General features: G+C 70.9%; 27 protein-coding genes. 11 read left to right on the plus strand and 16 right to left on the minus strand.

Annotation, left to right across the window (positions count from 1 at the left end; all coding sequences use genetic code 11):
- Positions 1-69: 69 nt before the first annotated feature.
- From AB0J80_RS05740 to AB0J80_RS05760, 5 genes are all read right to left on the minus strand, one after another.
- Complete coding sequence (locus AB0J80_RS05740; protein WP_364700788.1) at positions 70-1,986, minus strand: delta-60 repeat domain-containing protein; 1,917 nt, start codon at positions 1,984-1,986, stop codon at positions 70-72.
- A 198-nt stretch (positions 1,987-2,184) separates the two neighbouring features.
- Positions 2,185-3,126 (minus strand): glycosyltransferase, encoded by a 942-nt coding sequence (locus AB0J80_RS05745; protein ID WP_364700790.1) that lies wholly within the window; start codon positions 3,124-3,126, stop codon positions 2,185-2,187.
- Positions 3,123-3,953 carry a phosphatase PAP2 family protein gene (locus tag AB0J80_RS05750; protein WP_364700792.1) on the minus strand — a complete coding sequence of 277 codons (831 nt, stop codon included), beginning with the start codon at positions 3,951-3,953 and terminating at the stop codon, positions 3,123-3,125. Before AB0J80_RS05750 ends, AB0J80_RS05745 begins: the two co-directional genes overlap by 4 nt.
- Positions 3,954-4,016: 63 nt before the next feature.
- Positions 4,017-5,531, minus strand: a complete 1,515-nt coding sequence (locus AB0J80_RS05755; RefSeq protein ID WP_364700794.1) for a sugar transferase — start codon at positions 5,529-5,531, stop codon at positions 4,017-4,019.
- A gap of 488 nt (positions 5,532-6,019) precedes the next feature.
- Positions 6,020-6,151 carry a hypothetical protein gene (locus AB0J80_RS05760; protein WP_364700796.1) on the minus strand — a complete coding sequence of 44 codons (132 nt, stop codon included), beginning with the start codon at positions 6,149-6,151 and terminating at the stop codon, positions 6,020-6,022.
- 354 nt (positions 6,152-6,505) lie between these two features.
- Here AB0J80_RS05760 and AB0J80_RS05765 point away from each other — a divergent pair, with 354 nt between their 5' ends.
- Complete coding sequence (locus AB0J80_RS05765; protein WP_364700798.1) at positions 6,506-7,180, plus strand: cytidylate kinase family protein; 675 nt, start codon at positions 6,506-6,508, stop codon at positions 7,178-7,180.
- 122 nt (positions 7,181-7,302) lie between these two features.
- Here AB0J80_RS05765 and AB0J80_RS05770 read toward each other — a convergent pair whose 3' ends face one another.
- The 3 genes from AB0J80_RS05770 to AB0J80_RS05780 all read right to left on the minus strand — a co-directional run bounded on the left by AB0J80_RS05770 (position 7,303) and on the right by AB0J80_RS05780 (position 9,946).
- A complete protein-coding gene (locus tag AB0J80_RS05770; RefSeq protein ID WP_364700800.1) occupies positions 7,303-8,064 on the minus strand; it encodes an ABC transporter permease in 762 nt (253 codons plus the stop codon).
- Positions 8,065-8,185: 121 nt separating this feature from the next.
- Entirely contained in the window at positions 8,186-9,100 is a 915-nt protein-coding gene (locus tag AB0J80_RS05775) for an ABC transporter ATP-binding protein (RefSeq protein ID WP_364700802.1), read from the minus strand.
- Between the two features lie 354 nt (positions 9,101-9,454).
- Positions 9,455-9,946 (minus strand): HAD domain-containing protein, encoded by a 492-nt coding sequence (locus tag AB0J80_RS05780; protein ID WP_364701312.1) that lies wholly within the window; start codon positions 9,944-9,946, stop codon positions 9,455-9,457.
- Positions 9,947-10,125: 179 nt separating this feature from the next.
- Between AB0J80_RS05780 and rnhA the strand changes: the two genes are divergently transcribed.
- The gene (gene rnhA / locus AB0J80_RS05785) at positions 10,126-10,587 is read left to right on the plus strand and encodes a ribonuclease HI (RefSeq protein ID WP_364700804.1); all 462 of its coding nucleotides are present in this window, start codon (positions 10,126-10,128) and stop codon (positions 10,585-10,587) included.
- A gap of 61 nt (positions 10,588-10,648) precedes the next feature.
- Here rnhA and AB0J80_RS05790 read toward each other — a convergent pair whose 3' ends face one another.
- On the minus strand, positions 10,649-11,068 hold the full coding sequence (locus AB0J80_RS05790; RefSeq protein ID WP_364700806.1) for a MarR family transcriptional regulator: 420 nt from the start codon (positions 11,066-11,068) through the stop codon (positions 10,649-10,651).
- 51 nt (positions 11,069-11,119) lie between these two features.
- Here AB0J80_RS05790 and AB0J80_RS05795 point away from each other — a divergent pair, with 51 nt between their 5' ends.
- Both AB0J80_RS05795 and AB0J80_RS05800 read left to right on the plus strand, forming a co-directional pair.
- On the plus strand, positions 11,120-11,716 hold the full coding sequence (locus AB0J80_RS05795) for a TIGR03086 family metal-binding protein (protein WP_364700808.1): 597 nt from the start codon (positions 11,120-11,122) through the stop codon (positions 11,714-11,716).
- Positions 11,717-11,725: 9 nt separating this feature from the next.
- Entirely contained in the window at positions 11,726-12,565 is an 840-nt protein-coding gene (locus tag AB0J80_RS05800) for an LLM class flavin-dependent oxidoreductase (RefSeq protein WP_364700810.1), read from the plus strand.
- A 189-nt stretch (positions 12,566-12,754) separates the two neighbouring features.
- On the opposite strand, the gene AB0J80_RS05805 is transcribed toward AB0J80_RS05800, so the two are convergent.
- Both AB0J80_RS05805 and AB0J80_RS05810 read right to left on the minus strand, forming a co-directional pair.
- A complete protein-coding gene (locus AB0J80_RS05805) occupies positions 12,755-13,120 on the minus strand; it encodes an MmcQ/YjbR family DNA-binding protein (protein WP_364700812.1) in 366 nt (121 codons plus the stop codon).
- Positions 13,121-13,182: 62 nt separating this feature from the next.
- Positions 13,183-14,136, minus strand: coding sequence for an AraC family transcriptional regulator (locus tag AB0J80_RS05810; protein ID WP_364700814.1), 954 nt, complete (start codon positions 14,134-14,136; stop codon positions 13,183-13,185).
- 80 nt (positions 14,137-14,216) lie between these two features.
- On the opposite strand from AB0J80_RS05810, the gene AB0J80_RS05815 reads away from it, so the two are divergent.
- Positions 14,217-14,681 (plus strand): anthrone oxygenase family protein, encoded by a 465-nt coding sequence (locus AB0J80_RS05815; protein WP_364700816.1) that lies wholly within the window; start codon positions 14,217-14,219, stop codon positions 14,679-14,681.
- Between the two features lie 79 nt (positions 14,682-14,760).
- Here the strand turns inward: AB0J80_RS05815 and AB0J80_RS05820 are convergent, their stop codons facing one another.
- Positions 14,761-15,255 carry a hypothetical protein gene (locus AB0J80_RS05820; RefSeq protein WP_364700818.1) on the minus strand — a complete coding sequence of 165 codons (495 nt, stop codon included), beginning with the start codon at positions 15,253-15,255 and terminating at the stop codon, positions 14,761-14,763.
- Positions 15,256-15,315: 60 nt separating this feature from the next.
- Entirely contained in the window at positions 15,316-15,987 is a 672-nt protein-coding gene (locus AB0J80_RS05825; protein WP_364700819.1) for a hypothetical protein, read from the minus strand.
- A 561-nt stretch (positions 15,988-16,548) separates the two neighbouring features.
- On the opposite strand from AB0J80_RS05825, the gene AB0J80_RS05830 reads away from it, so the two are divergent.
- On the plus strand, positions 16,549-17,100 hold the full coding sequence (locus AB0J80_RS05830; RefSeq protein ID WP_364700821.1) for a helix-turn-helix domain-containing protein: 552 nt from the start codon (positions 16,549-16,551) through the stop codon (positions 17,098-17,100).
- Entirely contained in the window at positions 17,097-18,368 is a 1,272-nt protein-coding gene (locus AB0J80_RS05835; RefSeq protein WP_364700823.1) for an MFS transporter, read from the plus strand. Before AB0J80_RS05830 ends, AB0J80_RS05835 begins: the two co-directional genes overlap by 4 nt.
- A gap of 11 nt (positions 18,369-18,379) precedes the next feature.
- Here the strand turns inward: AB0J80_RS05835 and ligD are convergent, their stop codons facing one another.
- The 3 genes from ligD to AB0J80_RS05850 are packed head-to-tail and all read right to left on the minus strand — an operon-like array spanning position 18,380 to position 20,793.
- Positions 18,380-19,339, minus strand: coding sequence for a non-homologous end-joining DNA ligase (gene ligD / locus AB0J80_RS05840; protein WP_364700825.1), 960 nt, complete (start codon positions 19,337-19,339; stop codon positions 18,380-18,382).
- Positions 19,340-19,343: 4 nt separating this feature from the next.
- On the minus strand, positions 19,344-19,697 hold the full coding sequence (locus AB0J80_RS05845; protein ID WP_364700827.1) for a hypothetical protein: 354 nt from the start codon (positions 19,695-19,697) through the stop codon (positions 19,344-19,346).
- A 46-nt stretch (positions 19,698-19,743) separates the two neighbouring features.
- Complete coding sequence (locus tag AB0J80_RS05850) at positions 19,744-20,793, minus strand: LacI family DNA-binding transcriptional regulator (RefSeq protein ID WP_364700829.1); 1,050 nt, start codon at positions 20,791-20,793, stop codon at positions 19,744-19,746.
- Between the two features lie 332 nt (positions 20,794-21,125).
- On the opposite strand from AB0J80_RS05850, the gene AB0J80_RS05855 reads away from it, so the two are divergent.
- From AB0J80_RS05855 to AB0J80_RS05870, 4 genes are all read left to right on the plus strand, one after another.
- Entirely contained in the window at positions 21,126-21,983 is an 858-nt protein-coding gene (locus AB0J80_RS05855) for an arginase family protein (RefSeq protein ID WP_364700831.1), read from the plus strand.
- Between the two features lie 298 nt (positions 21,984-22,281).
- Positions 22,282-22,515 (plus strand): hypothetical protein, encoded by a 234-nt coding sequence (locus tag AB0J80_RS05860; protein WP_364700833.1) that lies wholly within the window; start codon positions 22,282-22,284, stop codon positions 22,513-22,515.
- 179 nt (positions 22,516-22,694) lie between these two features.
- Positions 22,695-23,996, plus strand: a complete 1,302-nt coding sequence (locus AB0J80_RS05865) for a histidine kinase (protein WP_364700835.1) — start codon at positions 22,695-22,697, stop codon at positions 23,994-23,996.
- The gene (locus AB0J80_RS05870) at positions 23,993-24,652 is read left to right on the plus strand and encodes a response regulator transcription factor (RefSeq protein ID WP_364700837.1); all 660 of its coding nucleotides are present in this window, start codon (positions 23,993-23,995) and stop codon (positions 24,650-24,652) included. Before AB0J80_RS05865 ends, AB0J80_RS05870 begins: the two co-directional genes overlap by 4 nt.
- The last annotated feature ends 327 nt before the right edge of the window (positions 24,653-24,979 follow it).

A 24,979-nucleotide genomic window follows, 5' to 3' on the forward strand; every position in this document is an offset into this window, starting at 1 on the left:
CGGTTCGGCGGACGTCCCCGGCCGGGCGGCACTGCCCGGCCGGGGACGTCGCGCGTCTGACGTCCTCCGCTACGAGGTGGCGAAGAACAGCGTGGGGTTGTTCCAGGTCGCCGCCGCGGTGCCGGTCGCCACCACGGTCGCGGTCGAACCGTCCACAGCGGTGGACGCCGCCGGGTCGAAGGCGACGGTCCGCAGCGATCCGTTGGTGGAACCATAGACGAGCTTCCCCGCTACCCAGGTCATACCACGGACCGTGCGCCAATCGATACCCGTCGTAGGCAGGGTGAACGGAGTGCAGCCGACCACCGAGCCGTCCGGCGTGAGGTACCGGTAGAACAGCGAGTTGCTGGACGAGGTCGTGTAGTACATCCGGCCCTGCAGGAAGAAGGCGCCGGTCATGCTCGCGGCGGTGAACCACGAGTTGTATCCGCTGCTCACCCACGGCGCACCGATCGTGCCACCGCTGAGGATCGAGACGTTCAGGACGCTGCCGCTGGGCGCCGAGGAGTCCGTCTTGGCCCAGTAGACCTTGTTGGACAGCGCGAACGCCGCCTTGGCGCTGGTGAGCTGCGGCTGGCTGACGGTCGCCGGTGTCCCCAGCCCGTCCGGGCCGTACGCGACCTTGGTGACCTGACCGTTGCCCGCCCCCAGGTAGAGGTAGCCGGAGGCGGCCTGCGGGGCGTCCTGGACCCCGATCGTGCGGCCGCCGGCCTTCGGGAAGTAGCCCAGGCGCCCGTGGTACTCGTTGCCGAGACCGTCGGAGTCCTGCCCGATGAACAGGCCGGACGGGCCCTTCCAGATCTCCCACATGATCGGGCCCCAGTTGGTCCCGTCGGCGGGCAGCTGGCTGCCGGGCGAGCGGGTCGGGTTCCAGTTCAGCGGGACGCCGTTCTGCTGGTCCAGCGCGGCGACGCCGTAGCGGCTGACGCCGCCGGCACCCTGCGAGTCGTTGCCGTTGGCGTTGTTCTGCCAGCGGAAGTGGCCGCCCACGTAGACGACGCCGTCGGCCACCTCGACCGAGGTCACCGAGTCGGTGCCGGTGAAGTCCACCCAGGTGGCCTTGACGTTGGACCCGCGGTCCTTGGTCTCCCAACGGGCGGTGGCGTCACAGTACGCGTCACCGCGGCCGCCGTCGGCGATGATGACGAAGTAGTCGCCGTCGTCGGAGAAGTCCACGTCCCGCGCGTAGAACGGGAACGTGCCGCTGTAGCAGGGGGCGACGTAGCGGTCGGTGTTCCAGTCGGCGACGGTGGGCGTACCCGAGGTGTCGATCATGACCACCTGGTTGCGCTTGGCGCCGTTCACCACGGTGAAGTTGCCGACCGCCACGACCGTGTCACCGTCCGGCGCGACCGCGAGGCCCCACACCAGCTCGGTCGAGTTGTCGAAGTCCCGGGCGCCGCTCGCGTCGACCTGGAAGCCCGCGTCGATGGCACCCGTGGTGGCGTTGAGCCGGGCCAGCAGGGAGTGCTCCGTGCCGTTGACCCAGTGGAACGCGCCGGCGATGTAGAGCTGGTTGCCGTGCACGATCGCCCGGCGGACCACGCCGCCGTCGCCCCGGCCCACCCAGCCGGCGACGGTGTCACCGGTCGCCGGGTCGAGCTCGACGAGGTTCTTGCGGGCGACACCGTTCACGGTGCCGAAGCTGCCGCCGACGATCAGCTTGCCGTCGGGGCTGACCGCCAGGGTCTGCACCGCGCCGTCGAGCTCGGGGGTGAAGCCGGTCTTGATCGCGCCCGTGCTCACGTCGTACGCGATGAGATTGCTGGCCGGCGACCACGAGGTGGCGCCGGCCGCCTTCACGCCGGTGAACGACCCGCCCGCGTAGACCGTGTTACCGATCTGCGCGAAGGCGCGCATGCTGCCGTTCTGGGCGTGCGGCGTATTGTCCGCGGGATTCGCCGTGACGATGGAGGCCGATTCGCTCGGCGGGACGTACACGGCGCTCGCCGGTATGGCGGTCAGAGCGACCGTCAGACTCGTCACCGCGGCCGGCACCAGCAGTCTGGTGAACGGCCGTGGCCGGAGTCGACGCTTCAGGGACACAAGCCCTCCTCATCGGAGTTTCAGGGGATTGACGCAGCCTGGTGCGATGCCGGGCGGTTCGCTATCGACCGTACGGACGGGAGCAGGCGCCGGTTCGACCACTCGGTGCACAGAGGACGGGCACCGTGCCCGAGCGGTTCACGAGGGCGCCAGCCGGAACGGGGGGACACCGGGGGCGGCCCGCACCGACCATGCTGCGGCGGTTTCCAGGTCCGCGAGGGTGAGCTCCTCCACCTCACGGGCCACGACGAGTTTCCTGCCTTCCAGCTCCCGAGCCATCTCGACCTGGTGGTCGTCGACGTGCTCCCGGTGGACTCGGCGCCGCGGTACGTAGACGGCGCGCTTGCCGGCCTGCATGGCCGCCAGCGCGGAGCCCACCCCGGCGTGCGAGATGACGACGTCGGCCTCCGCCAGCGCCTGCCGCATCTCGGCGGCGGGCACCTGCCGGCGGGCGCCGGCGGGCATCCTATCGATGACGGTCGACCCCACTTGCCAGAGGATGTCCCATTCCGCCGGGAGGAGCCCGACCAGACGCCGCAACAGGCGCGGGAACGTGTACCGCTGGTGCGTGCCGAGCGTCACGACGACCTTGCGGACCGGGCGCGGCTCGGCGGCGGCCTCGGCCTCGTAGGCGTCGAAGATGGAGCCGCCGTAGCGCCACGCCGCACACGCCCACGCCGGATACTGCGTGTAGAGCCGCACCCGGGGCACCCTGGCGGCGAGCCGGCCGGTCAGCGACGGCCCCTCCGTGCGGGTGGCGCTCTCGATGTAGGAGCAGCGGATCTTCGCCGCGGCCGCCGGCAGGAAGAAGGCCATGGCGACCGCGGCGCCCGTGCTGATGACGTGCTCGTAGCGCTCCGAGCGGAGCATCCGCCGCGCGATGACGAGATCACGGAGCACCCCGGCCACGTCCCTGCTGGTGGTGGGCGGGACGAACACCACGTCCTCGCCCTCCAGCAGGGACCGGCTCTGCGGGCTGTCGAAGGTCACCCAGCGGCGGGCGCCGACGCCGAGCCGCGGCGTCAGGTCGTGCAGCTCGGCGAGGTGACCGCCGGTGGAGGCGACGAGCAGGGTCGTCACGCCGCCGGCACCGCTTCGGCGCGCGGGGCCTCCACGGATGGTGCGGTTTCACGGGGGTAGCGGCCCGCGAGGATGCACACGGCGATCGCGTAGCCGAGGAACAGCGCCGGTCCGAAGACGATCCCGCTGATGACGTCGGTGATCCAGTGCTTCTGCACGTACATGCGGGAGTAGCCCTCGTAGCAGGCCATCACGAACACGACGGTGCCGAGCAGGACGTGCCATCGCCGGCTCAGCTGCCAGGTGAGGGCGATGAAGAGGGCGATCGCCCCGAACGTCATGACGATGCGCGCGATGCCACCCGACGGATACGACCCCAGGCCGGTCGGCGGGTGCCCGCGGTTCACCATGCCGGAGAGGATCGCCTGGACGTACTGCTCGAGCGGGAAGCTCAGCAGGATCGCGGTCAGCGGGATCCAGAAGCGCTTGCGCCACAGCACGGCGAACACCACCGCGGCGACCACGACGACCTTCTTCAGCGGGTCACGGTCGCCGAGGGCGGTGTAGAACCAGTTGAAGTCCTCGAAGGACGGGTTGCGGCGGTCGGTGACCCAGAGCAGGACCGGCCAGTCGACCGCGTCCTCCAGGCTGTGCGCGAGCAGGCCGACGGGCCAGAACACCGCGATCACGGCGGCCGCCCAGAACAGCACGAAGACCACCGCGGTCAGCGGCCGTCCCAGCGTCGTGACCAGGCCGGCGACGGCCTCACGCGTCTTGCCCACGAGCCGGCCGCCCGCCAGCCGGCGCCCCGGCCCGTACGCGAGCAGCGGTCCGGCCACGGCCGGCACGACGACCGACAAGGCCGCGATGACATACAGCAGTACCACCGAACTGTCCCCACATCCCGTGCAGTGTCCCGACCGCACGATTCCCTTGAACCCCCGGCGCGTCTAGTACGCGCCTGCGCCCCGCATGACGACCAGCGCGGTCCGCATGAGAATGACCAGGTCGACGGTGAGCGACCAGTTCTCCACGTACCGCAGGTCGAGCCGGATCGAGTCCTCCCACGACAGATCCGACCGACCGCTCACCTGCCACAACCCGGTCATGCCGGGCTTCACCACCAGCCGCCGGCGCATGTCCTGCGGGTACTGCTCGACCTCGCTGGGCAGCGGCGGCCGGGGACCCACCAGCGACATCTCCCCCAGCAGCACGTTGAGCAGCTGCGGCAGCTCGTCGAGCGAGTACCGGCGCAGCCAGCGGCCGGACCGGGTGACCCGCGGATCGTCGCGGATCTTGAACAGCACCGCGGAGAACTCGTTCTGCCCCCGCATCGCCGCGACGCGCGCCTCCGCGTCGGTGTGCATGGTCCGGAACTTGTACATCCGGAACACCTCTCCGCCGCGCGCCACCCGCACCTGCCGGAAGAACACCGGCCCCCCGGTGTCCAGCTTGATGACCAGCGCAATCAGCAGGAACAGCGGCGCGAGCAGGACCAGCAGCAGCGCGGCCACCGAGACGTCGAAGACCGACTTGATCAGCCGCCGGCCGCCGGACAGCCGGGGATGCTCGATGTGCATCATGGGCAGCCCGTCGACGGGGCGCACCGTGATGCGGTCGCCGGCGGTGTCCACGAGCGACGACGACACGATCAGGTCGATGTCGTCACGCTCCAGCTCCCAGGCCAGCCGGCGCAGCATCGCGCCGTCCAGCTCCGGGCAGGACAGCACCATGACCGTGTCGGCACCGGCCGCGGCTGCCGAGTTGGCGGCCGCGCCGAGCGCCCCGAACACCGGCACGTCCACCGTGCGCGCCGCGTCGGCCAGCTGGTCCGCCGGCAGACAGGCGCCGATCACCTGCAGGCCGTGGTGGCGGCGGCGGTGCAGCTGCCGGGTGAGCTGGGCGACCGCCGGCGCGTGTCCCAGCACGAGGACCCGGTGCATGCAGGCGCCGCGACGGCGGGCCCTATGCAGGATCTTGCGCAGGGTGAACCGGCCGGCCAGGGACAGCACGGTGGTCAGCACCAGGGCGATGAGCAGATAGCCACGGGCCAGGTCGGCATTGGCCACGTACGACGCCAGCGCCATGCCCACGGTCAGCCGTACGCCGGCCCGCAGCACCCGCTGGTACTCCTCGCCGCCGACGAACAGCACCCGGCGCTCGTACGCGTGCGTCAGCGCCAGCACGCCCACCCACACCGCCGGGACCAGCGCCGACAATGTCAGATACCAGTTCGCGTAGGCCGCGCCCTGGAAGCGCAGCACGAAGGCCGCCAGGGTGGCCACCAGCGTCGCTCCGAAGTCGACGACCAGGAGCAGCCTGATGTAGCGCGCCTCCCAGACCCAGCGGTCCGCATGGCCACGCCCCCAGACGTCACCGAGATCCCCATCGGCGACATCCGGATGATCTGCGATTTTAGGAATGTCCTGTGTATCGGCGTTCCCCGCCGTCCCCGTCACTGTCACGACGTCTCTGCCTCCAGTGAGACCCCACGCCCACTCGGCAATTCCGCGCACACCACTCTTTCCACGCCCCTCCACCCCTTGGCCCGCAACAACAAGCGCAAGGACGCCCAGGCGGTGAACGCTAGACGAGGATCAGGTTAATGCCGACCCCACGTGTCGCAATCTTTACTTCGGCCGGAGCCGTTTTTCGGATGCCGGTGCGGGCGGCATCCACCCGCAATCCGGTGTAACTCGGGTCCACATCGGACAAACTATCAGCCACACCCGGAGTAACGGAAGGTTCGCCGCCGCGGCAGAGGCATGTCCGAATTCCACGCATTGGCGACTATGATTCGCTCAAAGCACGCCAAGCGGCTCCGCACCATAGCACAGTGGACCGGTGATCTTCGATCGCTGAGTCGGATGATGTCCGCGTGACCGCCGCCGCACTCTCAGCAACGAGGCGCGCCTTTTGCTGAGGTGTGTGCACTCGGACGGGTCCGGCTATGTCAGAGGAAGTCGTCGGCGTCCGCGTCGGCGTCCCGACCGAGCCGGGCGAGCTCCCGGATGACTGCGCGGGCACGGGGAGTCCAGAAGAGAAGAACCTGATCGCGTTCCTCGGTCTCGAACGAGACAGCCAAGGAGGGGTGGGGATCCAGCCGAGGACGATCGGCCGGTGCGGCAACGCGGTCACCTCAGCGTGGTGCAGCTCGTCGGAGCCGGCCCGCGACGAGAAGGTCAGCGTGCGGTCTTCCACCCGGAGGCTCACCGACGGCCAGCGCATCCGCTTGACGACCGCGAGTGAGTAACCCCGGGTGAAGTCGCGGCGATCGACGTAGCTGAGTCCACCGCGTGCCAGCAAGGTCCCCTGAACCATCGCGGGATCATACGCGGCCGATCCTCACCAGCGTCCATGTGCGACCAGCGGACCGGCCCCGGGCCGGCATAAGGTCGGCTCGACGTGGCGACCATCGCCGGACCAGGACGGGACGGACATGAATCAAGGGACCCGCGACGAGGTACTGGGCCACCTCGCCGAGGCGGTCGGATCCGTCACCGCCGCACACCCGGCGCGGGTCGCCGTCGACGGGCCGCCGGCCGCAGGCAAGACCACGCTCGCCGACGAGCTGGCCACCGTCCTGCGTACCCGGGGCCGCGACGTCATCCGCGCGACGATCGACGATTTCCTCTACCCCCGGGCACAGCGCTATCCGCGGGGCGAGTACTCGGCCGAAGGCTGCTACTTCGACACCCACGACTACCACGCGTTGATCCGGGTCCTGCTCGATCCGCTCGGCCCGGGCGGAGATCGACGCTTCCAGCACGCCGTCTACGACCACACCGCGGACACCGTGCTGTCTCCGCCGGTCATGACTGCGCCCGCCGACGCCGTGCTGCTCTTCGACGGCGTCTTCCTCATGCGCCCGGAACTGATCGACCGGTGGGATCTGCGCATCTTCGTGTCGACCACCCTCGAGAAGACCGTCGACCGCGCCGTGGTCCGGGAGGGCGGGGTGTCATCTCGAGCCGACGTCGAACGGCGCTGGCGCGAGCGTTACATCCCGTCCCAACGGCTCTACTACGCGACAGCCCGCCCGGTCGATCACGCCGACATCGTCGTGCACAACGACGAACCCCAGCGGCCGGCCTGGGAGCGCCACACACACTGACCGGTAAGCACGGTCCAGGCCCCGTCTCGGCCTGAGCTCTGCGATCGAGGCATCCCACCGACCGTCGCCTTGGCCTCGTCGTGCTCACCGGACCGCCCGTGCCTTCACCGCGCGCTGTCGCGTCACTCCCAGCGAAACTTGCGGGCGGCGGCGGTGAGGGCGACCGCGGCCCAGAGGATGAGGCTCAGCCAGATCGCGCCCGGCACGGCCCTACCGTCGGTGAGCGTGTCCCGCAGCGCCTCGGCATGCGCGGCCAGGGGCAGCACGAAGTAGCCCGCCGTGCCGAGGTCCGGCGCGGCGAACATGATTCCTCCCGCGGCCATCATCAGCACGTACACCAGGGTGGCCGCGGCAGTCACCGTCTCCGGCCGCAGCAGGCTCGCGATGAGCAACGCCAGCCCGCAGTACGCGGCCGTCGCCAGAACGGTCACCCCGGCCGCCGGGAGGAGCCGGGACAGTTCCGGCCGCCAGCCGGCGGCGACGCCGACCAGGGCCAGTGCCAGCACCTGCAGGCCGACGAGGCAGAGGATCGCCACGGTCTTGGAGAACAGCAGGCCGGGCCGGGTGAGCGGTGAGGCGCCGAGCCGTTTGAGGACGCCGTAGCTGCGCTCGTACCCGGTGGTGATCGCCTGGCCGGTGAACGCGGTCGACATGACGGTCAAGGCCAGCACGCCGGGCACCACGTAACCGAGCCGGTCGCCACTGGGCACATTGGTCGCGTTCGTCAGTCCCGCGCCGAGCAGGACGAGCAACGGAACGCCCATCGCCAGCACGACGGCCTCACCGCGCCGGGCGGTGAGGATCAGCTCCATGCGGACCTGCCGGCGCAGGATGGCCCGCAGGGGAGCGCGGCCGGGGGCGGGAGAGAACGTGCCGGTGCTCATCGGGTGACTCCGAGATCAGAATTCAGCAGACGACCGCCGCGTCCGGGTCCATAGGTGGCGGACCACGGCCCAGCCCGGAGCGGCCCGACCTCGGCCTCTGCCGAGCCGACGCAGTCCCGGCTCATCGGCCGGCACCCGCGGTCAGGGCGAGGTAGACGTCCTCCAAAGTCCGGCGCCGGGTGTTGACCGCGGTGACCTGTGCGCCGGACTCGGCGAACCAGGCGAGGACCGCCGCGATCGACTCCGTGTCGAGGGCGCCGGCGACCGCGTACTCGCCCGGGGACTGCTCGGCGACCTTGGCGTCGAGGCGGGCGGCCAGGCCGGTGAGGACGAGACCGGGCTCCGCGCGTACTTGAAGGAGGTCGATGCCGGCCGCGGCCGTGAGCTCGGTCGGGGTGCCGGTGGCGGCGACCACGCCGTTGTTCATGATGACGACGTGGTCGGCCAGGCTTTCGGCCTCGTCGAGCAGGTGGGTGGTGAGCAGAACGGTGACGCCGTCGGCGCGGAGGCTCTCGACGAGCTGCCAGGTGGTCTGCCGGGCGCCGACGTCCATGCCGGCCGTGGGCTCGTCCAGGAAGACGAGTTCGGGGCGGCCAACCAGCGCCACCGCGAGCGACAGCCGCTGCTGTTCGCCGCCGGAGAGGCGACGGAACGTGGTCTTGGCGAACTTCCGCAGGCTCAGGCGGTCGAGCAACATGTCGACGTCGAGGGGATTCGCCGCGTACGACGCGAAGAGCCGCAGAATCTCCCCGGCGGTGGCCCACGGATAGACGCCACCGGACTGCAGCATGATCCCGAGCCGCGGCATGAGAGCGTCATGATCGGCGACCGGGTCGAGGCCCAGCACGCGCACGGACCCGCCGTCGGGCCCGCGGAACCCTTCACAAACCTGCAACAGGCTGGTCTTCCCCGCGCCGTTGTTGCCCAGCAGGGCCAGGATCGAGCCGCGCGGCACGGTCAGTGAGACACCGTCGACGGCGGTGACATCGCCGTACTTGACGACGAGCCCCTGCACTTCGACGGCGGCCTGAACCATGCCGAAACTGTACTGGCTGGGAGAGAGCCGGCTTTGACGCGTCCACAGGGTGTGGCCTACGTCCTCCGGCGTGACGGTGACCGGCCCGCGTTGCCTGCGCCTTCCGCCTCATCGGACTTGCGGAGCCGTCGATGTCGACGAGGCGTTTACGACTGTGCACTGTTCCGGTAGGCTTGCGCTTGGGAGCGCTCCCACAGGCTCCGGCCTCGCGGGGGCAGGCCGCCGGCTCGGACCGGTTCCCCCCGGGGCCTGCAACGTCACGCAGGCCACCGAGCCGGCGGCCCGACAGGCACGGCCACATCGCAGCGCCGAAGCGACCGGACGGCCTGGCCCTGAGTCGGAGGATCTCTGCGCTCATCTACTGTCCGCACCTTCGAGCCACCGCCGGACTACGGAGAAGTCCGTCTCCGTCAAGCCCACATGCGGGTCGACGCGGTGCACCAGGGCCCGTCCAGGATGATGCGCGAGGATCCACCTCTGGTCGGCATCGGTCACCTCGTCGTCAAGCCAGACGAACGGGCGGCCGGCGGCCCACTGCACCAGGAACGCGGTCTTCCAGTGCAGGCCGCCCACCGGCGCTTCGTCGTCGTCCGGCCACTCGACGACGGGCAGTTGCGGAAGCCCGAGCCTGGGCGAGATGACCTCGTTGGCGTCCGCCATCCAGGTCGTGGCCCAGACCAGCCGCCCTCCCAGCGCACACAGCCTTCGACCGTCCTCCGGGTCCAGCCGGTCCAGGAGAGGGTTGCCCACCTCGGCCGGCGACCCGGCGGCATCGTCACCCCGCCGACTCGTGAACGGAATCAACGGTCCGTCCACGTCGAGGAAGATCAAGGGAACGGGAGCCACGTCCGAACCGTATCGCCGGAAGTCACAATCTTCGGAGCCAGCGTCCCCATCCAGCACCGTTGCGCCGCGAGCGAGCATGGGTTCGAGGAAGCTCGGCAGCGCGCGCTCCACCCCGCAGATCTGCGTCGTCGCCCATGGCGTGCGCCGCGCGTTCGGGACGTCTCGGTAGGGTGCTGCCCATGACAGGCTCGGTCACCGCGGTGGAGATCTTCACGGATGGCGCCTGCGTGCCCAACCCCGGTCCCGGCGGCTGGGGTGCCGTTCTGCGCTGGGGCACCACCGAGAAGGACCTGTGCGGCGGCGAGGCCAACCCGACCACCAACAACCGCATGGAGCTGATGGCCCCGATCCGGGCCCTCGAGAGCCTGACCCGCGCCCCCCTTCCCGTCCTGCTCTACACCGACAGCATCTACGTGCGCGACGGCATCACGAAGTGGCTGCCCCGGTGGAAGGCCAACGGCTGGCTGACGTCGGCGAAGCAGCCGGTGAAGAACGTGGACCTGTGGCAGCGGCTCGACGCCGCGGTGCGCCGCCATGACGTGCAGTGGCACTGGGTGAAGGGCCATGCCGGCCATCCGGAGAACGAGCGCGCCGACCGGCTTGCTGCCCGGGGCCTGCAGGAGGCCTTGGCCGCTCGCTGAGCACCATGTCGCACGTCCTTTCTCTCGCGTGCGTCCGGTCTATCAGCGGGGTCCGACAACCTCAGCGCGTGCCCGGGTCCAGATCCTGGAGTATTCGCAGGAAGAGCTGCTTCTGTGCCGATGTCAGACCGGCCAGCAGGCGCTCCTCCTCGGCGCGGATCGCCGTACGGACGGCCTGGTGGAGCTTGCGCCCCGCGGCCGTGAGGCGCAGGAGCCGGACGCGCCGGTCAGCCGGGTCGGGTTCGCGCTCGATCAGGCCGCGTTCCTGCAGGTCGTCGAGGTCCGCGATGATCCGGGTCTTGTCCGCGCCGATCGCCCGGGCCAGCGCCGCCTGGGTGCGCATCGGCTCGTCCGCGAGCGCGCTCAGCACGACATAGCCCCACATCGACACGCCGTGCGACTCGAGCACCGGACGTTCCGCATTCATCAGTACGCGCGTGAGGCGCGCCATCATCGCGGCGAGATCAGGGCGGTCGGCCACGGCGGCACGATACCCCTTGACTTACCGTACGCGTGAGCAGATCGTAAGCAGATGCGTACCGTTGAACTCGACGAGCGTGCGGTGCGGGCGACCGTGACCGTCGTCGCTCAGATCTCGCCCGACGATCTTTCGTCGCCCACGCCGTGCGCGTCCTGGGACCTCGCCGCCCTCCTCGCCCACATGGTCGCCCAGCACCGAGGCTTCGCCGCTGCGGCCGAGGGCCGCGGCGCCGACCGCGAGATCTGGGTGCCGAAGCCGCTCGGCCCCGAACCCCTTTCCGAGTACGCCGAAGCCGCCGAAACCGTGATCAGCGCTTTCGCGGCGCCCGGCCGCCTCGACGCCCCGTTCCACCTGCCGGAGATCGGTGCGCGGCCGATTCCGGGACGGTTGGCGATCGCGTTCCACTTCGTCGACTACGTCGTGCACGGATGGGATGTCGCGCGGACGATCGGCGTACCGTACGAGCTGGACGACGACCTCCTGGCCGCCGCCCTGCCGATCGCGGAGGGCGTGCCCGACGACGCCGGCCGCCTCGCCCCCGGAGCCGCCTTCGCGCCGAGCGTCCCGGACCCCGGCACCGGCCCGCTCGATCGCATCCTCGCCCTGCTCGGACGGCATCCCGGCGAAAACGTCGTACCGCCCCGCTAACGTCCCCTCATGACCTCTTCGCCCATGCGGTACGGGGTGATCCTCCCCGGCGGAACGGCTCCGGAGCAGCTCGACCAGGCGGTCCTGGCCGAACGATCCGGCTGGGACGGCGTCTTCGTGTGGGAGGCCGCGTCCGGCGTGGACGCCTGGAGTCTGCTCGCCGCGATCGCCGCGGTGACGACCCGCATCCGGCTCGGCACCATGCTGACTCCGCTGCCGTGGCGACGCCCGTGGAAGGTCGCGAGCCAGGTGGCCACGGTGGACCAGCTGTCCGGCGGGCGCGCCGTCCTGGGCATAGGCGTCGGCGCGCTGACCACCGACCTGCCGGAGACCGGCGAGGTCACCGACCTGCGGCAGCGCGCCGGGATGATGGACGACGCCATCGACCTCATGCGCACGCTGTGGGCCGGCGGCACGAGCCATCACGGGCCTCATTACGACTATCACGTGGACCGCGGAGACCTGGCCGAGGCCGGCCGGCCGGTGCAGGCCCGCATACCGATCTGGGTGGTGGCGGTCTGGCCCCGGCCGAAGTCCCTGCGCCGGGTGCTGAAATGCGACGGGGTCATCCCGGGCCACGGCGGCGGTCCCGACGAGCTGCGCGCCATGCGCGCGTGGCTGACCGAGCACGGCGCGCCACCCGGCCTCGACATCCTCGCCGAGGGCGAGACGCCCGCCGACGACCCGGCGGCGGCGTGGCACCACGTCGAGCCGTGGGCGGAGGCGGGGTGCACGTGGTGGATGGAGACCCGCTGGGAGATGCCGCACCACTCGCCGGAGCGCATGCAGGAGATCCGCGAACGGATCCAGGCAGGCCCGCCACGACGGCCGGCGCCGTCGGGTGAGTGAGGCCGCGGCCCGCGGTCTCGGTGAGTTCGGCCGTGGGACACCGTGCGCAAGCCGTGGACCGCGACGACCCCGGCGGTGCATGCGTTCCTGCGCCATCTCGCGGCGAAGGGCGTGGGCCGCCTCATTCCGAGCAGCGGTCCCCCAGTAGGCCGCGCACGCCCACGATGGCTCGCCGAGAGGCCGCCCGGATCACAGCTTGGGTAGCGCTTCCAGCAGATTGGCGTCGAACGCCGCGGCAACGCGTTTCGGGACGCACATGCGCCAGGCGTCGGTGACGAGCTCCACCATCTCGTCCGGGTCCAGGGCCGCCATCCATGCCTGGACCCACTGGAACCGCATGTTCGACTCGTTCGGAAGATGGAAGACGTCCGGCCGCGCCTCGACGAGGGCTTGGCGTTCCACCTTGGGGAAGCCGAAGCCCATGACCGTCTCGTCCCGGGAGAACGCCACGTAGACGATCTTTCCGACGCGGAACTTCACCCGGTCCCGGATCAGATGCTCCGTCGTCCGCGGTAGCCGGAGCGCCACCGCCCTCACCTGCTGGACCGTCACCATGCCGGGACGCTACCGCCGGGGTACGACATCGCGTCCTCTCGGCTCAAAGCTTGACTCGGTGATCACCGCCCATGAGGCAGACCGGCGGCAGCTTCTCTGCGCAGCGTGCTGGGGGACACTCCACGGACCCGCTTGAAGGCGGCACTGAGCGCGAACGGGCTGGCGTACCCGACGCCGCGGGCGATCGCCTCCAGCGTCGCGTCACTTCGCAGGAGCATGTCGGCGGCACAGGACAGACGCCACTCGGTCAGATAGGTCATCGGCGGGACACCCACCAGGTCGGTGAATCGCCGCGCCAGCAGCGCGCGCGAGCAGCGTGCTTCAGCGGCCAGGGATGCCACCGTCCAAGCCTGGTCGGGTCGAGCGTGAATGCAGGCCAGGGCGGCACCGAGGATCGGATCGTCCTGGGCGGTGTACCAGCGTGGCGGATGCGCATCCGGCCGCGCGAGCCATGTCCGCACGGCGGTGATCAGGATCAGGTCGAGGAGCCGGTCCAGGACGACGTCCTGGCCGGGCAGGTCCCGATCGACCTCGTGAATGACATGCTCGACCAGCCCGGAGTTCCACTCACCGGGCCGCAACACCACCAGATCCGGCAACGCCGACAGCAACGACCGGCTGATCTCGGCCGGCGAATGGTACGTCCCGGTGAGCAGGATCGTGTCGCCGTCCGGATCATTTCCCCAGGATCGCAGCCCGAGCGGTCCCATCGGGCGGGCACCGACCGCGCCGGCGATCGGCCGGCAGACTTGGTCCGGCCCGATCACGACCTGCGGCGCTGTGGTGACGGAATCAGCCACTGTGTACGGAGCGGGCCCCCGCACGACTGCCACGTCCCCTGGCGCGATCTCAGTCGACGCTGCGCCCGCGCCGACGTACGCGGATCCCCGCACGACCGCCACCAAGGTCAGCGGAGCCCGGTCCTCGACCCGTATCGACCACGGCCCGGACAGCACGGAGCGCAGAATGAACGCCCCCCGTGCCCGCGGATCGAGGAGCCCGCTCACGGGGTCCATCGGCGCAGCATAGACGCTCGCGCATGCAGCCGGGCGCCTGCCGCATGGATCATCACATCAAGCTGCGATGACATTGAGTCATGACTCGTCCCTGGGAAATCATCACCGCAGCCACCACCGTCGGGAGCGGACTGCTCGCCGGCGTGTTCTTCGCATTCTCCGCATTCGTCATGAGCGGTCTGCGTCGGCTGCCGGATGCGAGCGGCGCAGCCGCCATGCGTTCGATCAACGTCACCGCGCAGCGCCCACCTCTCATGATCGCCTTGTTCGGCGCCTCAGCGCTCTGCGTGGTGATGATCGTCCGGGCGATCGTCACCTGGTCCGAGCCCGGCGCCGCCTGGTTGCTGATCGGGGCGATCCTCACCATCGCCGGAGCACTCGGCGTCACCGCAGCGATCAACGTGCCGCTGAACAACCGCTTGGACGCCGGCACGGTCACCTGGTCGCAGTTCCTGGCCGGCTGGGACCCGGCCAACCATGCCCGGACCCTTCTCTGCCTGGCCGGATGTGCCGTACTGGTGGTCGGCGCGCTCCGCCGTCACTGATCGGCCCGACCGACGTGCGCTGGTTTCAGAGCGGCCTGGTCACCTGCGTCGGAGCAATCGTGCAGCCCGGAAGGCTGCGTCAGTCCGGCAGCTCGACGCCAAGACGTCGTCCAAGTTCGCGATGCGCCTGCACAACGGCGTTGATGAATCGAGCCAGCACGCGCTCCGGCGACTCCGGGTCGGCCAAGTGCAGGAAGTACACCTCACGATCGAGGTGGGCGGTGGAGACGACGCCGGGCTGAAGGGCGAGGACCTGCTCCAGGAGGTCGTCGGTGACGTCGGTGTAGCCGCCGGTGTCGATGATGCCTTTGACCTCGTCGGCGAGGATCAGCTCCCACTTCCGCCCGTCGGTGGTCGTCACGCCGAGGTAGCCGGGCAGGTCGTCGCGGTCGATGGCCCGCTCTGCGTCGGCGGGGTCGTCCGCGAGGGCCAGGAATGTGCTCGGAGCCTCAGCGAGCGCCGCCACCACTGCCGGGACGCCGCTCAGCTCCGCGCCGTCGTGACCGACGGGCCGGTCGTCGCTTCTCGACCCGGTCCTGACCGGCGCCACCCAGCGCCGCCGCCACGCCCACATGGGCTCGTCCTCGCGAAAGATGCCGTGCGCAGGTCGAGAACGCGGCAACCCGGGCGGCGTTCAGGACGAGCGGGGCCGAGGCACCGACGGCAGTCGCGTGGTCTCCTGCTCGGCATCGTCGGGCAGCGCGCCGGGCACCTTGGCACGCGCCACACGATCGGGCGCCAGTCGGTACGTGGGCGCCTGCACCAACTCATCCGGTACGAGATGACGCCCACCACCGTTCGACACCGACACCGCGGCGACATCGCCGGCCGCGGAGGCCTGGGAAGTCGCGGAGGCCGGGGTGGCAACGGCATCCTCGCGTGCCCGCCGCCGCAACCGTGGTTCGGCAGCGGGCCCCTCGAGCAGCGCCGGCGTGGCGGTCACGCCAAGCGGCTCGGACGCGGCGTCAGCGGGAAGCACCCCACCAGCGTCGAAGAGACCGTCGGCCACGGACCCGAAGCGAGCACCGTCACCAGCCGCCACCGCACCGCCCGGTACCGGCGGCGCCGTCGTGATCACCGCAGGGGTGACGGTCGCCGTGCCGCGGATGGCTCGTTTCGGGCCGATCAGACGGGCCGCCATGCTGAAGACGCTGCGGGTGGCGGTGTCGTAACCGTCCCGATAGGCCTCGTCCCGGTCCAGACCGGTCCGGTACCACTGGTGCAGGCGGCCCGCCGCGTATCCGACACAGGCGGTGAACGCGGCGAGGAGCGTGATCAGGAGGGCGTCGTTTGCCGGGGCGGTCATGAGAACGATTCTGTCCAAGGACATCGACCAGGAGCTATAGCCCGTTTGACGTACCCTGATCGGTCGACGAATGCGGAAAGTGTGTCGCAGACCACGTCATCGGAACGAGCCTCGACGAGCCGGCGGCGCCCGGGAAGGCGGCGTGCGGCTGTCCTTGCGCACGATGCCGTCGAGGGTCCGGACGTCCGGACCGTTGGAGCCGTCAGCAGGGTACGGCCCGGCCGTCTCGGACTCGACCTCGGCAAGTGAGCCGCCGGCAGAAGCCGCAGGTGACGCGGACAAGGAACCTGTGCCGCACCCTCCGACCACCGCCAGCGCACCGGCACCACCCCACGCCGCCAGCAGCCTGCGGCGGGGCATGGTCTGCAGGTCGAACCTGCAGCCCCTTGTCGTGCACCCGGCGTACGAATGCGGCGTTGTCCGCTGGTTCCAGCACGGCGAACGTTCTCCCTCATCGTCGGCTCAAACCAGGAAACCGGCCTGTGTCTTCGTTGTCCGCGACCGACGAACATTAGTAAACAGCTCTTGCGCAACAGGTATTTACCATGGCACCGTGAGGGCATGGCTCAGATCAAGGACGCGGCCGTGCTCAAGGCGGTCGCTCATCCCGTACGCCGAAGACTGATGGACCTGCTCCGGGTCGACGGGCCTTCGATGCCGAGCGTCCTGGCCCGCGTCACCGGTCAGGCCGTCGCCAACGTGAGCCACCACCTGCGGGTGCTGGCCGAGGCCGGTCTCATCGAGGAGGCGCCGGAGCTGGCCCGCAACCGCAAAGAGCACTGGTGGCGGATGCCGGACCGGAGCATCAGCTGGGAGGTCTCCGACTTCACCGGCGACCCGGCCGACCTGGCCGCCGCCGACGCGGCCGAGGCGCTCGGCCTGCAGCGCCAGGTGGAGCTCACCACCTCCTGGCTCGGCAGCCCCGCGTCGCGCGAGGAACCGTGGATCCACAGTGCGTTCTCCACCGACGGCTTCCTGCGGCTGAGCCCCGCCGAGCTGGCCGAGCTCAGCCGGCAGATCCAGGCCGTCATCGACCGGTTCGCAGGCCGCCCCGACACTCCGGAACGGGAACCGGTCTTCGTGCTCAGTCGCGGCTTCCCGGCACGCCCATGACCGCCGTCGCCGAGAGAACGTCCGAGAAGCCGGCATCGGTCCTGCGCGACGTCGCGTTCCGCCGGCTGTGGGCCGGCATGACCGTGAGCAAGGCGGGAAGCTCGGTCGCCGCCGTGGCCACCCCGCTGCTCGCCGTGCAGGTCCTCGACGCCGGCCCGTTGCCGGTCAGCCTGCTCACCGCCGCGGCCTGGCTGCCGTGGCTGGTCGTCGGCCTGCCTGCCGGGGCCTGGATCGACCGGGTGGCCCGCCGGCCGGTCATGCTCGCCGCGGACCTCGTGGCCGCGGCGGTCGTGGCGAGCGTGCCGATCGCCGCATGGTTCGGCGTGCTCACCATGACGCACCTGCTGGTGATGGCGATGCTGCTCGGCGTCGCGACGGTCTTCTTCAACGTCGCGTGGACGGCGTACCTGCCCGCGATGTTCCGCAAGGACCAACTGGTCGGTGCCAACTCGGTGCTGCACGCGACCGACTCCGCTGCTCAGGTGGCGGGACCGGCGATGGGTGGCCTCCTGGTCGCGACCGTGAGCGCGCTCGCCGGTTTCGTCACCGACGCGCTCAGCTTCCTCGTGTCCGCGGTTCTGCTCTGGCGGATCCGCCGCCCGGAGCGGCGCCCGAGCCCGTCGCAGACCGCGCCGGGGACCCTGGTGCGAGACATCGCCGCCGGTGCCCGCTGGCTCGCCCGCGACCGCTACCTGCGCAACCTGACCCTGCACGGCGCCGCGGCCAACCTGTTCCTGACCGGAGTCAACGCGCTCCTCGTCGTCTTCCTCGTCCGCGACGTGCGGCTCGGCACGACCGGTGTCGGAATGCTGCTCGCGATGAGCAGTCTCGGCGGCGTCGGCGCGGCCAGTGTGACGCCGCTGCTCGTGCGCCGCTTCGGTGACGCCCGAGTCCTGTTCTGGTCCAAGATCTTCGCCGGTGTCGCGTCCACGCTGGTCCCGCAGACCCGCCCCGGCGCAGGTCTCGCCCTCGTCGTGGCCGGCATGGCGGGCATATCGGCCGGCGCGGTCGCCGGCAACGTCATCAACGGCAGCTTCCGGCAGGCGTACTGTCCGCCGGAACTGTTGGGCCGGATCCTCACCAGCATGCAGTTCGTCAACTTCGGCGCGATCCCCGTCGGGGCTGTGCTGGGCGGGGCGGCCGCGGCCGCGTTCGGCACCCGCCAAGCCCTGACAACCATCACGATCGGGTACGCCCTCAGCGGCGTGATCCTGCTCCTCGGCCCGTTCCGGAACCGCCGAGACCTACCCACCGGCCCCACCGGGTGATCCGGCGGCGCTCAGTCCGCCTCACGGCGCGCCCGTGCCCGGCGCTTGCCCTCGTGCATCGCCGCGACCCGGGCCACCGGGATCGTGTGCCCCTCCTCCACCAGCCCCGCGTCGAGCTTCTGCGGCGCGGGCATCGCGGACGCCCACGGGTCGCGTTCCCCCAGCAGCCGGGGCGCGGTGTGCACGGTGAAGTCGGCGGGCGTGACGTCGTCGAGGTCGTCCCACGCCACCGGGAACGAGACCGGCACGCCAGGGCGTACCCGTGGGCTGTAAGCGGCGACCACACTCGCCCCGCCGGACCGGGTGGCGTCGAGGAAGACCTTGCCATGCCGGTCCTCGCGGATGAACGCGGTCGTGGCGAGCGCCGGGTCGAGCCGTTCCGCGCGGGCCGCCACCGCGCGGGTCGCAGCGGCCACGTCCCAGGTGGCGGCGGTGCCGTCGAGCGGGACGAACACGTGCACGCCCTTGGAACCGCTGGTCTTGACCGCCCCGTCCATGCCCGCGTCGGCGAGCGCCTGCCGGACGAGCCGGGCCGCCTGCACCGCCAGCGAGAAGGCGCCGCCCTCGGGCGGGTCGAGGTCCATGATGAGGTGGGTCGGGTGGTCGTGGTCGGCGGTCGTCATGAGCGTCGGGTGATACTCGACCGCGCGCTGGTTGGCGAACCACAGCAGGGTGCGGCGGTCGTTGCAGAGGGCGTACAGGACTTCGCGATGGGACGCCTCCGCCCAGACCTTGGTCCGCGGCACCCATTCGGGGGTGTATTTCGGCAGATTCTTTTGCATGAACTTGTCCTGGCCGCGCAGCACGCGCACCACGGACAGGGGGCGGTCGCGCAGCACCGGGATGATCCGGTCGCGCACCGCGTCGAGGTAGTCGACAAGGTCACGCTTGGTAGCGCCGGCGTCGGGAAAGAGCTCCTGATCCAGGTTCGTCAGGGGTACGCCGTCGCGCTCTTCCTTCTCCGCCGCCATCGCCTCATCCTGCCCGCACCATGCTGATCGCGGGAAGCACCATCGCGAGGGTCAGCACGGCGTAGACCCCGCCGGTGAAGTACAGCGCGCTACGGGTGGCGATGACGGCACCGGCGAACGGCAGCACGACCGCCAGCAGGGCGGCGAAGAGCAGCGTGCCGGGCTCGCGTTCCGGGCCGAGCAGGCCCCAGCCGAGCAGGAACGGCACGGACACGAGCCAGAGAAGCGTGACGAGCAGGATGTGGAGCGCGGCCTCGGCACGCCGGGCCGCGGCCCGCCGGTCCTCCCGGACCTCCTGCGCGGTCCGCTGCACCAGGTTTGCGCGGGTCAGGGGCGACCGCTCGATCTCCAGCGTCACGAGAAGCACTCTAGGGGAGCCGGCGGCCCGTCGCCCGTCGAGCGCGTCACTCCTGCGGGGGCACTTCTCCGCTGCCGCGGGGAATCAGCGTGGTGCCGATCGTCACGGTCCGCGCGGGTCCGGCGAAACCGCTGATGCGCTCGTACGCCAACCGCGCCGCCTCCCGCCCCATCGCGACCGGGTCGTGCGCGACCACCGTCGTGCCGATCACATCCGCCAGGTCGAAGTCGTCGAACCCGATCAGGGCGGGTTTGCCGGGATGCCCCCGCAACGCCCGCAACGCACCGGTCGTCAGCCGGTTGTTGGTGGTGAACAGCGCGGTCGGTGCCGGGTCGAGGGCGAGCAGCTCGCGTACCGTCTCCTCGGCCCGCCGCACGTCATGCACGTCGGTGCGCAGGTACGGCCGCCACTGCTCGTTCCCACCCGCCGCCATCGCCTGCACGAACCCGTCGAGCCGGTCCCGCTGCGGCGCCATCCGGGCCAGATCGGTGATGAGGGCGATACGCCGGTGCCCGCCGGAAAGCAGATGCGCCCCCGCCGTACGCGCACCGCCGGCGTTGTCGATGAGCACCGCGTCGGCCACCGCGCCGTCGGGTGGCCGGTCCAGGAAGACGAACGGAACCCCGTGGTTGCCCTCGGCCGCCAGATTCTCGTGATGGTCGCCGCTGGGCACGACCAGCAGGGCACGGACCCGCCGTTCCAGGAACGCGTCGACGAGCGCCCGCTCCAGCTCGGCATCCTCGTCATTGTTGGCGGTCACCAACTGCAGGCCGTGCTGGCGCAGCTCCCGCTCGATGCCACTGGCCACGGCGCTGTAGAACGGGTTGGTCAGGTCGCCGCTGATCAGCCCGACGAGCGCGGAGGTCGCACCGCGGCGCAGCTCCCGCGCGATGCCGTTGAGCCGGTAGCCGAGCAGGTCCGCCGCCTCACGGACGCGCCTGCCGGTGGCCTCGGCGACATTGGGCTCGTCGTTCAGCGCCCGCGACGCGGTCTTCAGGCTCACACCCGCCATCGCGGCGACCTGGGTCAGCGTGGGACGGCGCGGGCTCGCCCCGTCGACGGCTACGTCGGCGTCGGCGGACCGGGATGCGGACATCGTGCTCCGAGTTCTGGGAACGGCGGTCGAGGACAGAAGTATGACATCGATGTCGGCCACGACTCACGCCCCGGTGCCCGAATCCCGGTTTTTGCCGGGGTTCCCGGCCGAATGACCTACACCCAGGGTGACTTCCCCCTGTCCCGAACATCCGCAACCAACGGCGCCTTCGCGCGCGCCGCCCCAACGTGACGTGCGTGGTCGCCGACGCCGTGCCGGTGTAGTTCCGGGCGCCGGTCATTGTCTTCCAGGCCGCCGCCAGGCAGCTCTGGCCGCGGTCACGGTCCTCGTGCCAGTGTCCATCGCGGCGGCCATCAGGCAGCATGGGCCGCATGGTTCCCCGGTGGAGTGTGATCGGCGCGCCGTCGAGTGCGGGCGCGCACACGCCCGGCGTGGAGCGGGCACCCGCGGCCCTGCGCGCCGCCGGCCTGTTGTCCGCACTCGACGACCGCGGTCTGCAGGTGCAGGACCTCGGCGACGTCCCGGGCTTCCGCTGGCGCCCCGACCCCGCCCGCCCCACGGCCCAGAACGCCGCCGCGGTGGCCCGTGTGGCCATCGACGTGGCCAAGGCCGTGGCGACCGCACCCGGCGTCCCGCTGATACTCGGCGGCGACTGCACCGTCACCCTGGGCCTGGTCGCGGCCACGGGCAGCCCGGCACTGGTCTACATCGACGGCGGCCCGGACCTCTACACCCCGGACACCCGCCCGCACGGCAACCTCGACGCGATGGGCCTGGCCCACCTGATCGGCCTCCCCGGCTGCGACCCGACGGTCGCGGCGGTCGCGTCACTACCACCCGAGCGCGTGGTCGCGTACGGTTTCGACCTGCCACCGGGCGACCTGGAACGACTCCTGGTGGACCGCCTGCCGATGACCTACGTGCCGGGCAACGAGGTCCGCACAGGCCCGGCGAAGGCCGCAGCCCGCGCCCGGTTCGCCGCGGAAGCCCTGGCACCGAGCTTCGTGGTGCACTTCGACGTGGACGTCCTGGCCTTCGCCCAGGCACCGTTCGCGGACGTGCCGGAGCCGGCCGGTCTGACCCTGCAGGAGCTGGTGGAGACGTTGTCGGTGCTGGTGGCCAGCCCGCAGTCCGCCGGCATGACGCTGACCGAGGTGAACCCCGACCACGTACCACCGGAGGTCGGCCTGACCCCGCTGGTGGACGCCCTGGCGACGGCCCTGAGTTAGCCCGGAAGCGACGGTGGCCTGCGCCGGCATCCACCGGACTCCCCGTCGCCCGCAGCTGCAACGTCCGTCTGCCCCTCATCGACGACGGGCGGCGGCGGAACGGCCACCGGTCACGGCATCAGCCGATGGCAGCGCAACGGCCACGGCGTCAGCCGGTGGCGGCGGAACGGTCGTCGCTCGCGGCATCAGCGGTTGCGGCCTACACCGATCGGTGTAGTCGCGTACCCGGAAAGAGCAGACCGCGGAGCCGCCTGCGGGACGACGCGCAGCGGCATCCCCCGCACCTAGCTTGCGAAGCATGAAATTCGTTGTCTTGATTCTGTGCCGGGCCGCGGCCACGGCGCTCGGTCTACTGGCCTTCGCGGCCGTGGCACGTCTCGGCGTGCTGACCGGTCCATGCCTCGGCCTCAAGCATTGTGAGACGCTCGCGTCGACGGGCGCGCGTGTGGTGTTGTGGACGGCCGCGGGGTGGCTTGCCTTCGCAGCACTGCGGCTCAGCACGGCGACGCGGGTCGCGACGGGTGGGAGGTGAGCGTCGTGCGCAGAAGCGGGCTCATCGCAAAGCGTCTGTGGAGGGCTGGACGGCTCGCGTCGGCGTCGGCGTCGGCGGCTGCGGCTTCATCGGTGACCGCGGGGCCGACGGGGTCGCTGCGGTCGGCGGCCTGGCCGGCGTCAGCGGCTTGGCTTGCGGCGGTTCTCACGCTTATCGGGGTGCCGGCCGGGCTGGCGCTCACCGGCGGCAGCATCGATACGGTCATCACCGGGACGTTGGCGTGGATCCTGGCCCTGCTGGCGTTGCTGCTGCGGCGATGGCCCGTGGCGGTGCTGATCGTCTCGGTCTGCACGGTGGCAGCTCTGCGCGGTGCGGAACTCGTCGGGGCCGGCTGGGTATGGCCGGCAACGGCTGCGTTCATCGCGGTCATGCTCGCGGGCCGGATCCGCACGGCCGTCATCACGGGCGCGGTGACTCTCGGGTACGGCTTCGTCTGGGACTACTTCGTCGAGGGGTCCACGTTCGACCATGCGGTCGGCCGGGTCGGCGGCGAGGTGTTGTGGCTGGCGGCCGCGCTGGGGCTGGCACACGCATACCGCAGCACCCGGCGCTGGCAGGACGAGGCCGCCGCCCGGCTCCGCCAGTCCCTCGAGCAGCAGGAACTGGAAGCCCGCCGGCGTCGCGCGGAGGAGCGCGTCGACATCGCCCGCGACCTGCACGACGTGGTCTCCCACACGCTCGCCGTAGTGGGCGTGCACCTCAACGTGGCCTTGGACGCCTTCGACGACGAGCCCCAGGAGGCCCGCGACGCCGTACGCCTGGCCCAGGACGTCCGAGGCCGAGCCATGAGCGACCTCCGAACGCTGGTGGACGTCCTACGGTTCGAGGGCGGCGAACCGGCACCAGGCCTGGACCGCCTCGACGACCTGGTGGAACGGGTACGGTTCGCCGGCATCGACGTCCACCTCAAGGAGCAAGGCGACCGCGCCTCCGTGCCCGCGCCGGTGGCCACGGCCGTGCACCGCGTGGTCCAGGAGGCGCTGACCAACACCGTCCGTCACTCCGGCGCCACCCACGCAACGGTGACACTGACATACGGCGCCCGGGACGTCGTGGCGGAGATCGTCGACAATGGAAACGGCGGCGGCGAAGCTCTGGAGGGGCACGGCGCGACCGGACAGCGGGATGCCAGCGAAGAAGCGACGGAGCGATACGGCATCGCGGGACAGCCGGTCGGCAGCGCGAAAGCGGGAGAACGATACGGCGCGGCGGAACCGCCGGGCGGCGGCGCGGAATCGGTGCAGGGGCAGGGCGTGGCCGGACAGCCCGGCCGCGGCGCGGAAGCGGTCGAGAGGCAGAGCATCGCCGGACAGCCCGACGGCGCGGAAGCGGTCGAGGGGCACGGCATCGTGGGCATGCGGGAGCGGGTGAGTGCGCTGGGCGGCACTCTATTGGCAGGCCCGATAGCGAGCGGGGGGTTCGCGGTGCGCGCGATGATACCGGTGGTGGCCGGGTCGTGACCGTTTCCGTTCTCCTCGCCGATGACCAGCACCTGGTCCGTGCCGGGTTCCGCAGTCTGCTGAGGCGGGACAAGGGCATCGTGGTCGCCGGCGAGGCGGCCACCGGCGATGAGGCGGTGCGTTCGGCTCGGGCTCTGCGGCCGGACGTGGTGCTGATGGACATCCGGATGCCGGGGCTGGACGGCATCGAGGCCACCCGGCGGATCGTGGCGGATCCGCAGTTGCCGGACTGCCGGGTGGTCATCCTCACCACGTTCGAGACCGACGAGTACGTGTTCGCGGCGCTCGCCGCGGGGGCGAGTGGCTTCCTCACCAAGGAGGTCGAGCCGGAGGGGCTGCGGCACGCCGTCCGGGTCGTGGCCGCCGGCGAGGCGCTGCTCTCCCCCAGCGTCACCCGCCGGGTGGTGACCCAGTTCGCGCACCGGCCGGCGCCCGCGCCTGGGAACGCCGAGCGGTTGGCTGTGCTCACCGCCCGGGAGCGGGAGATCGTGCGGCTGGTAGCCACGGGCCTGTCGAACGAGGACATCGCCCGCACGCTCGTGATCAGTCCGTTGACCGCGAAGACGCACATCACCCGGGCGATCGCGAAGCTCGGTGTCCGGGATCGGGTCCAGCTCGTGATCGTGGCGTACGAGGAAGGCCTGGTCGGCCGCTGACTCGGCTCCGGGGCGCAAGCCACGAGCAAGTCGGCCGCCGAAGCGACACACCCGGCCAGTCGCGCAGAGGAAACCGGCCTGGGTGAAGGGGAAGGACCCGGCCTGGGCCAACGGGAACGCCCCGGCCGCAGCCAACGGGAGCGCCCCGGCCGGAGCCAACGGGAAGGACACGGCCGGGCCGGCCGCGGATGAAGAGGACGTCGCAGTGCGGAAGTGGAGACCGGACCGGGCCGCGGTTCGGAACGTGCGGACCGGATGAGAGGCGGAGATCTGACCGGTCGTTCAAGCGCACACGATCGAACACACATCGAGGCATGCGAAAGCAGG

The sequence above is a fragment of the Actinoplanes sp. NPDC049548 genome (assembly GCF_040676695.1).
Lineage (GTDB): Bacteria > Actinomycetota > Actinomycetes > Mycobacteriales > Micromonosporaceae > Actinoplanes.

Excerpts from the sequence above, each read along its gene's own strand:
- AB0J80_RS05765 (WP_364700798.1), top strand. The coding sequence starts at position 6,506 with ATGAATCAAGGGACCCGCGACGAGGTACTGGGCCACCTCGCCGAGGCG.
- AB0J80_RS05770 (WP_364700800.1), bottom strand. The coding sequence starts at position 8,064 with ATGAGCACCGGCACGTTCTCTCCCGCCCCCGGCCGCGCTCCCCTGCGG.
- AB0J80_RS05775 (WP_364700802.1), bottom strand. The coding sequence starts at position 9,100 with ATGGTTCAGGCCGCCGTCGAAGTGCAGGGGCTCGTCGTCAAGTACGGC.
- rnhA (WP_364700804.1), top strand. The coding sequence starts at position 10,126 with ATGACAGGCTCGGTCACCGCGGTGGAGATCTTCACGGATGGCGCCTGC.
- AB0J80_RS05795 (WP_364700808.1), top strand. The coding sequence starts at position 11,120 with ATGCGTACCGTTGAACTCGACGAGCGTGCGGTGCGGGCGACCGTGACC.
- AB0J80_RS05800 (WP_364700810.1), top strand. The coding sequence starts at position 11,726 with ATGACCTCTTCGCCCATGCGGTACGGGGTGATCCTCCCCGGCGGAACG.
- AB0J80_RS05805 (WP_364700812.1), bottom strand. The coding sequence starts at position 13,120 with ATGGTGACGGTCCAGCAGGTGAGGGCGGTGGCGCTCCGGCTACCGCGG.
- AB0J80_RS05810 (WP_364700814.1), bottom strand. The coding sequence starts at position 14,136 with ATGGACCCCGTGAGCGGGCTCCTCGATCCGCGGGCACGGGGGGCGTTC.
- AB0J80_RS05815 (WP_364700816.1), top strand. The coding sequence starts at position 14,217 with ATGACTCGTCCCTGGGAAATCATCACCGCAGCCACCACCGTCGGGAGC.
- AB0J80_RS05820 (WP_364700818.1), bottom strand. The coding sequence starts at position 15,255 with ATGTGGGCGTGGCGGCGGCGCTGGGTGGCGCCGGTCAGGACCGGGTCG.
- AB0J80_RS05825 (WP_364700819.1), bottom strand. The coding sequence starts at position 15,987 with ATGACCGCCCCGGCAAACGACGCCCTCCTGATCACGCTCCTCGCCGCG.
- AB0J80_RS05830 (WP_364700821.1), top strand. The coding sequence starts at position 16,549 with ATGGCTCAGATCAAGGACGCGGCCGTGCTCAAGGCGGTCGCTCATCCC.
- AB0J80_RS05835 (WP_364700823.1), top strand. The coding sequence starts at position 17,097 with ATGACCGCCGTCGCCGAGAGAACGTCCGAGAAGCCGGCATCGGTCCTG.
- ligD (WP_364700825.1), bottom strand. The coding sequence starts at position 19,339 with ATGGCGGCGGAGAAGGAAGAGCGCGACGGCGTACCCCTGACGAACCTG.
- AB0J80_RS05850 (WP_364700829.1), bottom strand. The coding sequence starts at position 20,793 with ATGTCCGCATCCCGGTCCGCCGACGCCGACGTAGCCGTCGACGGGGCG.
- AB0J80_RS05855 (WP_364700831.1), top strand. The coding sequence starts at position 21,126 with ATGGTTCCCCGGTGGAGTGTGATCGGCGCGCCGTCGAGTGCGGGCGCG.
- AB0J80_RS05860 (WP_364700833.1), top strand. The coding sequence starts at position 22,282 with ATGAAATTCGTTGTCTTGATTCTGTGCCGGGCCGCGGCCACGGCGCTC.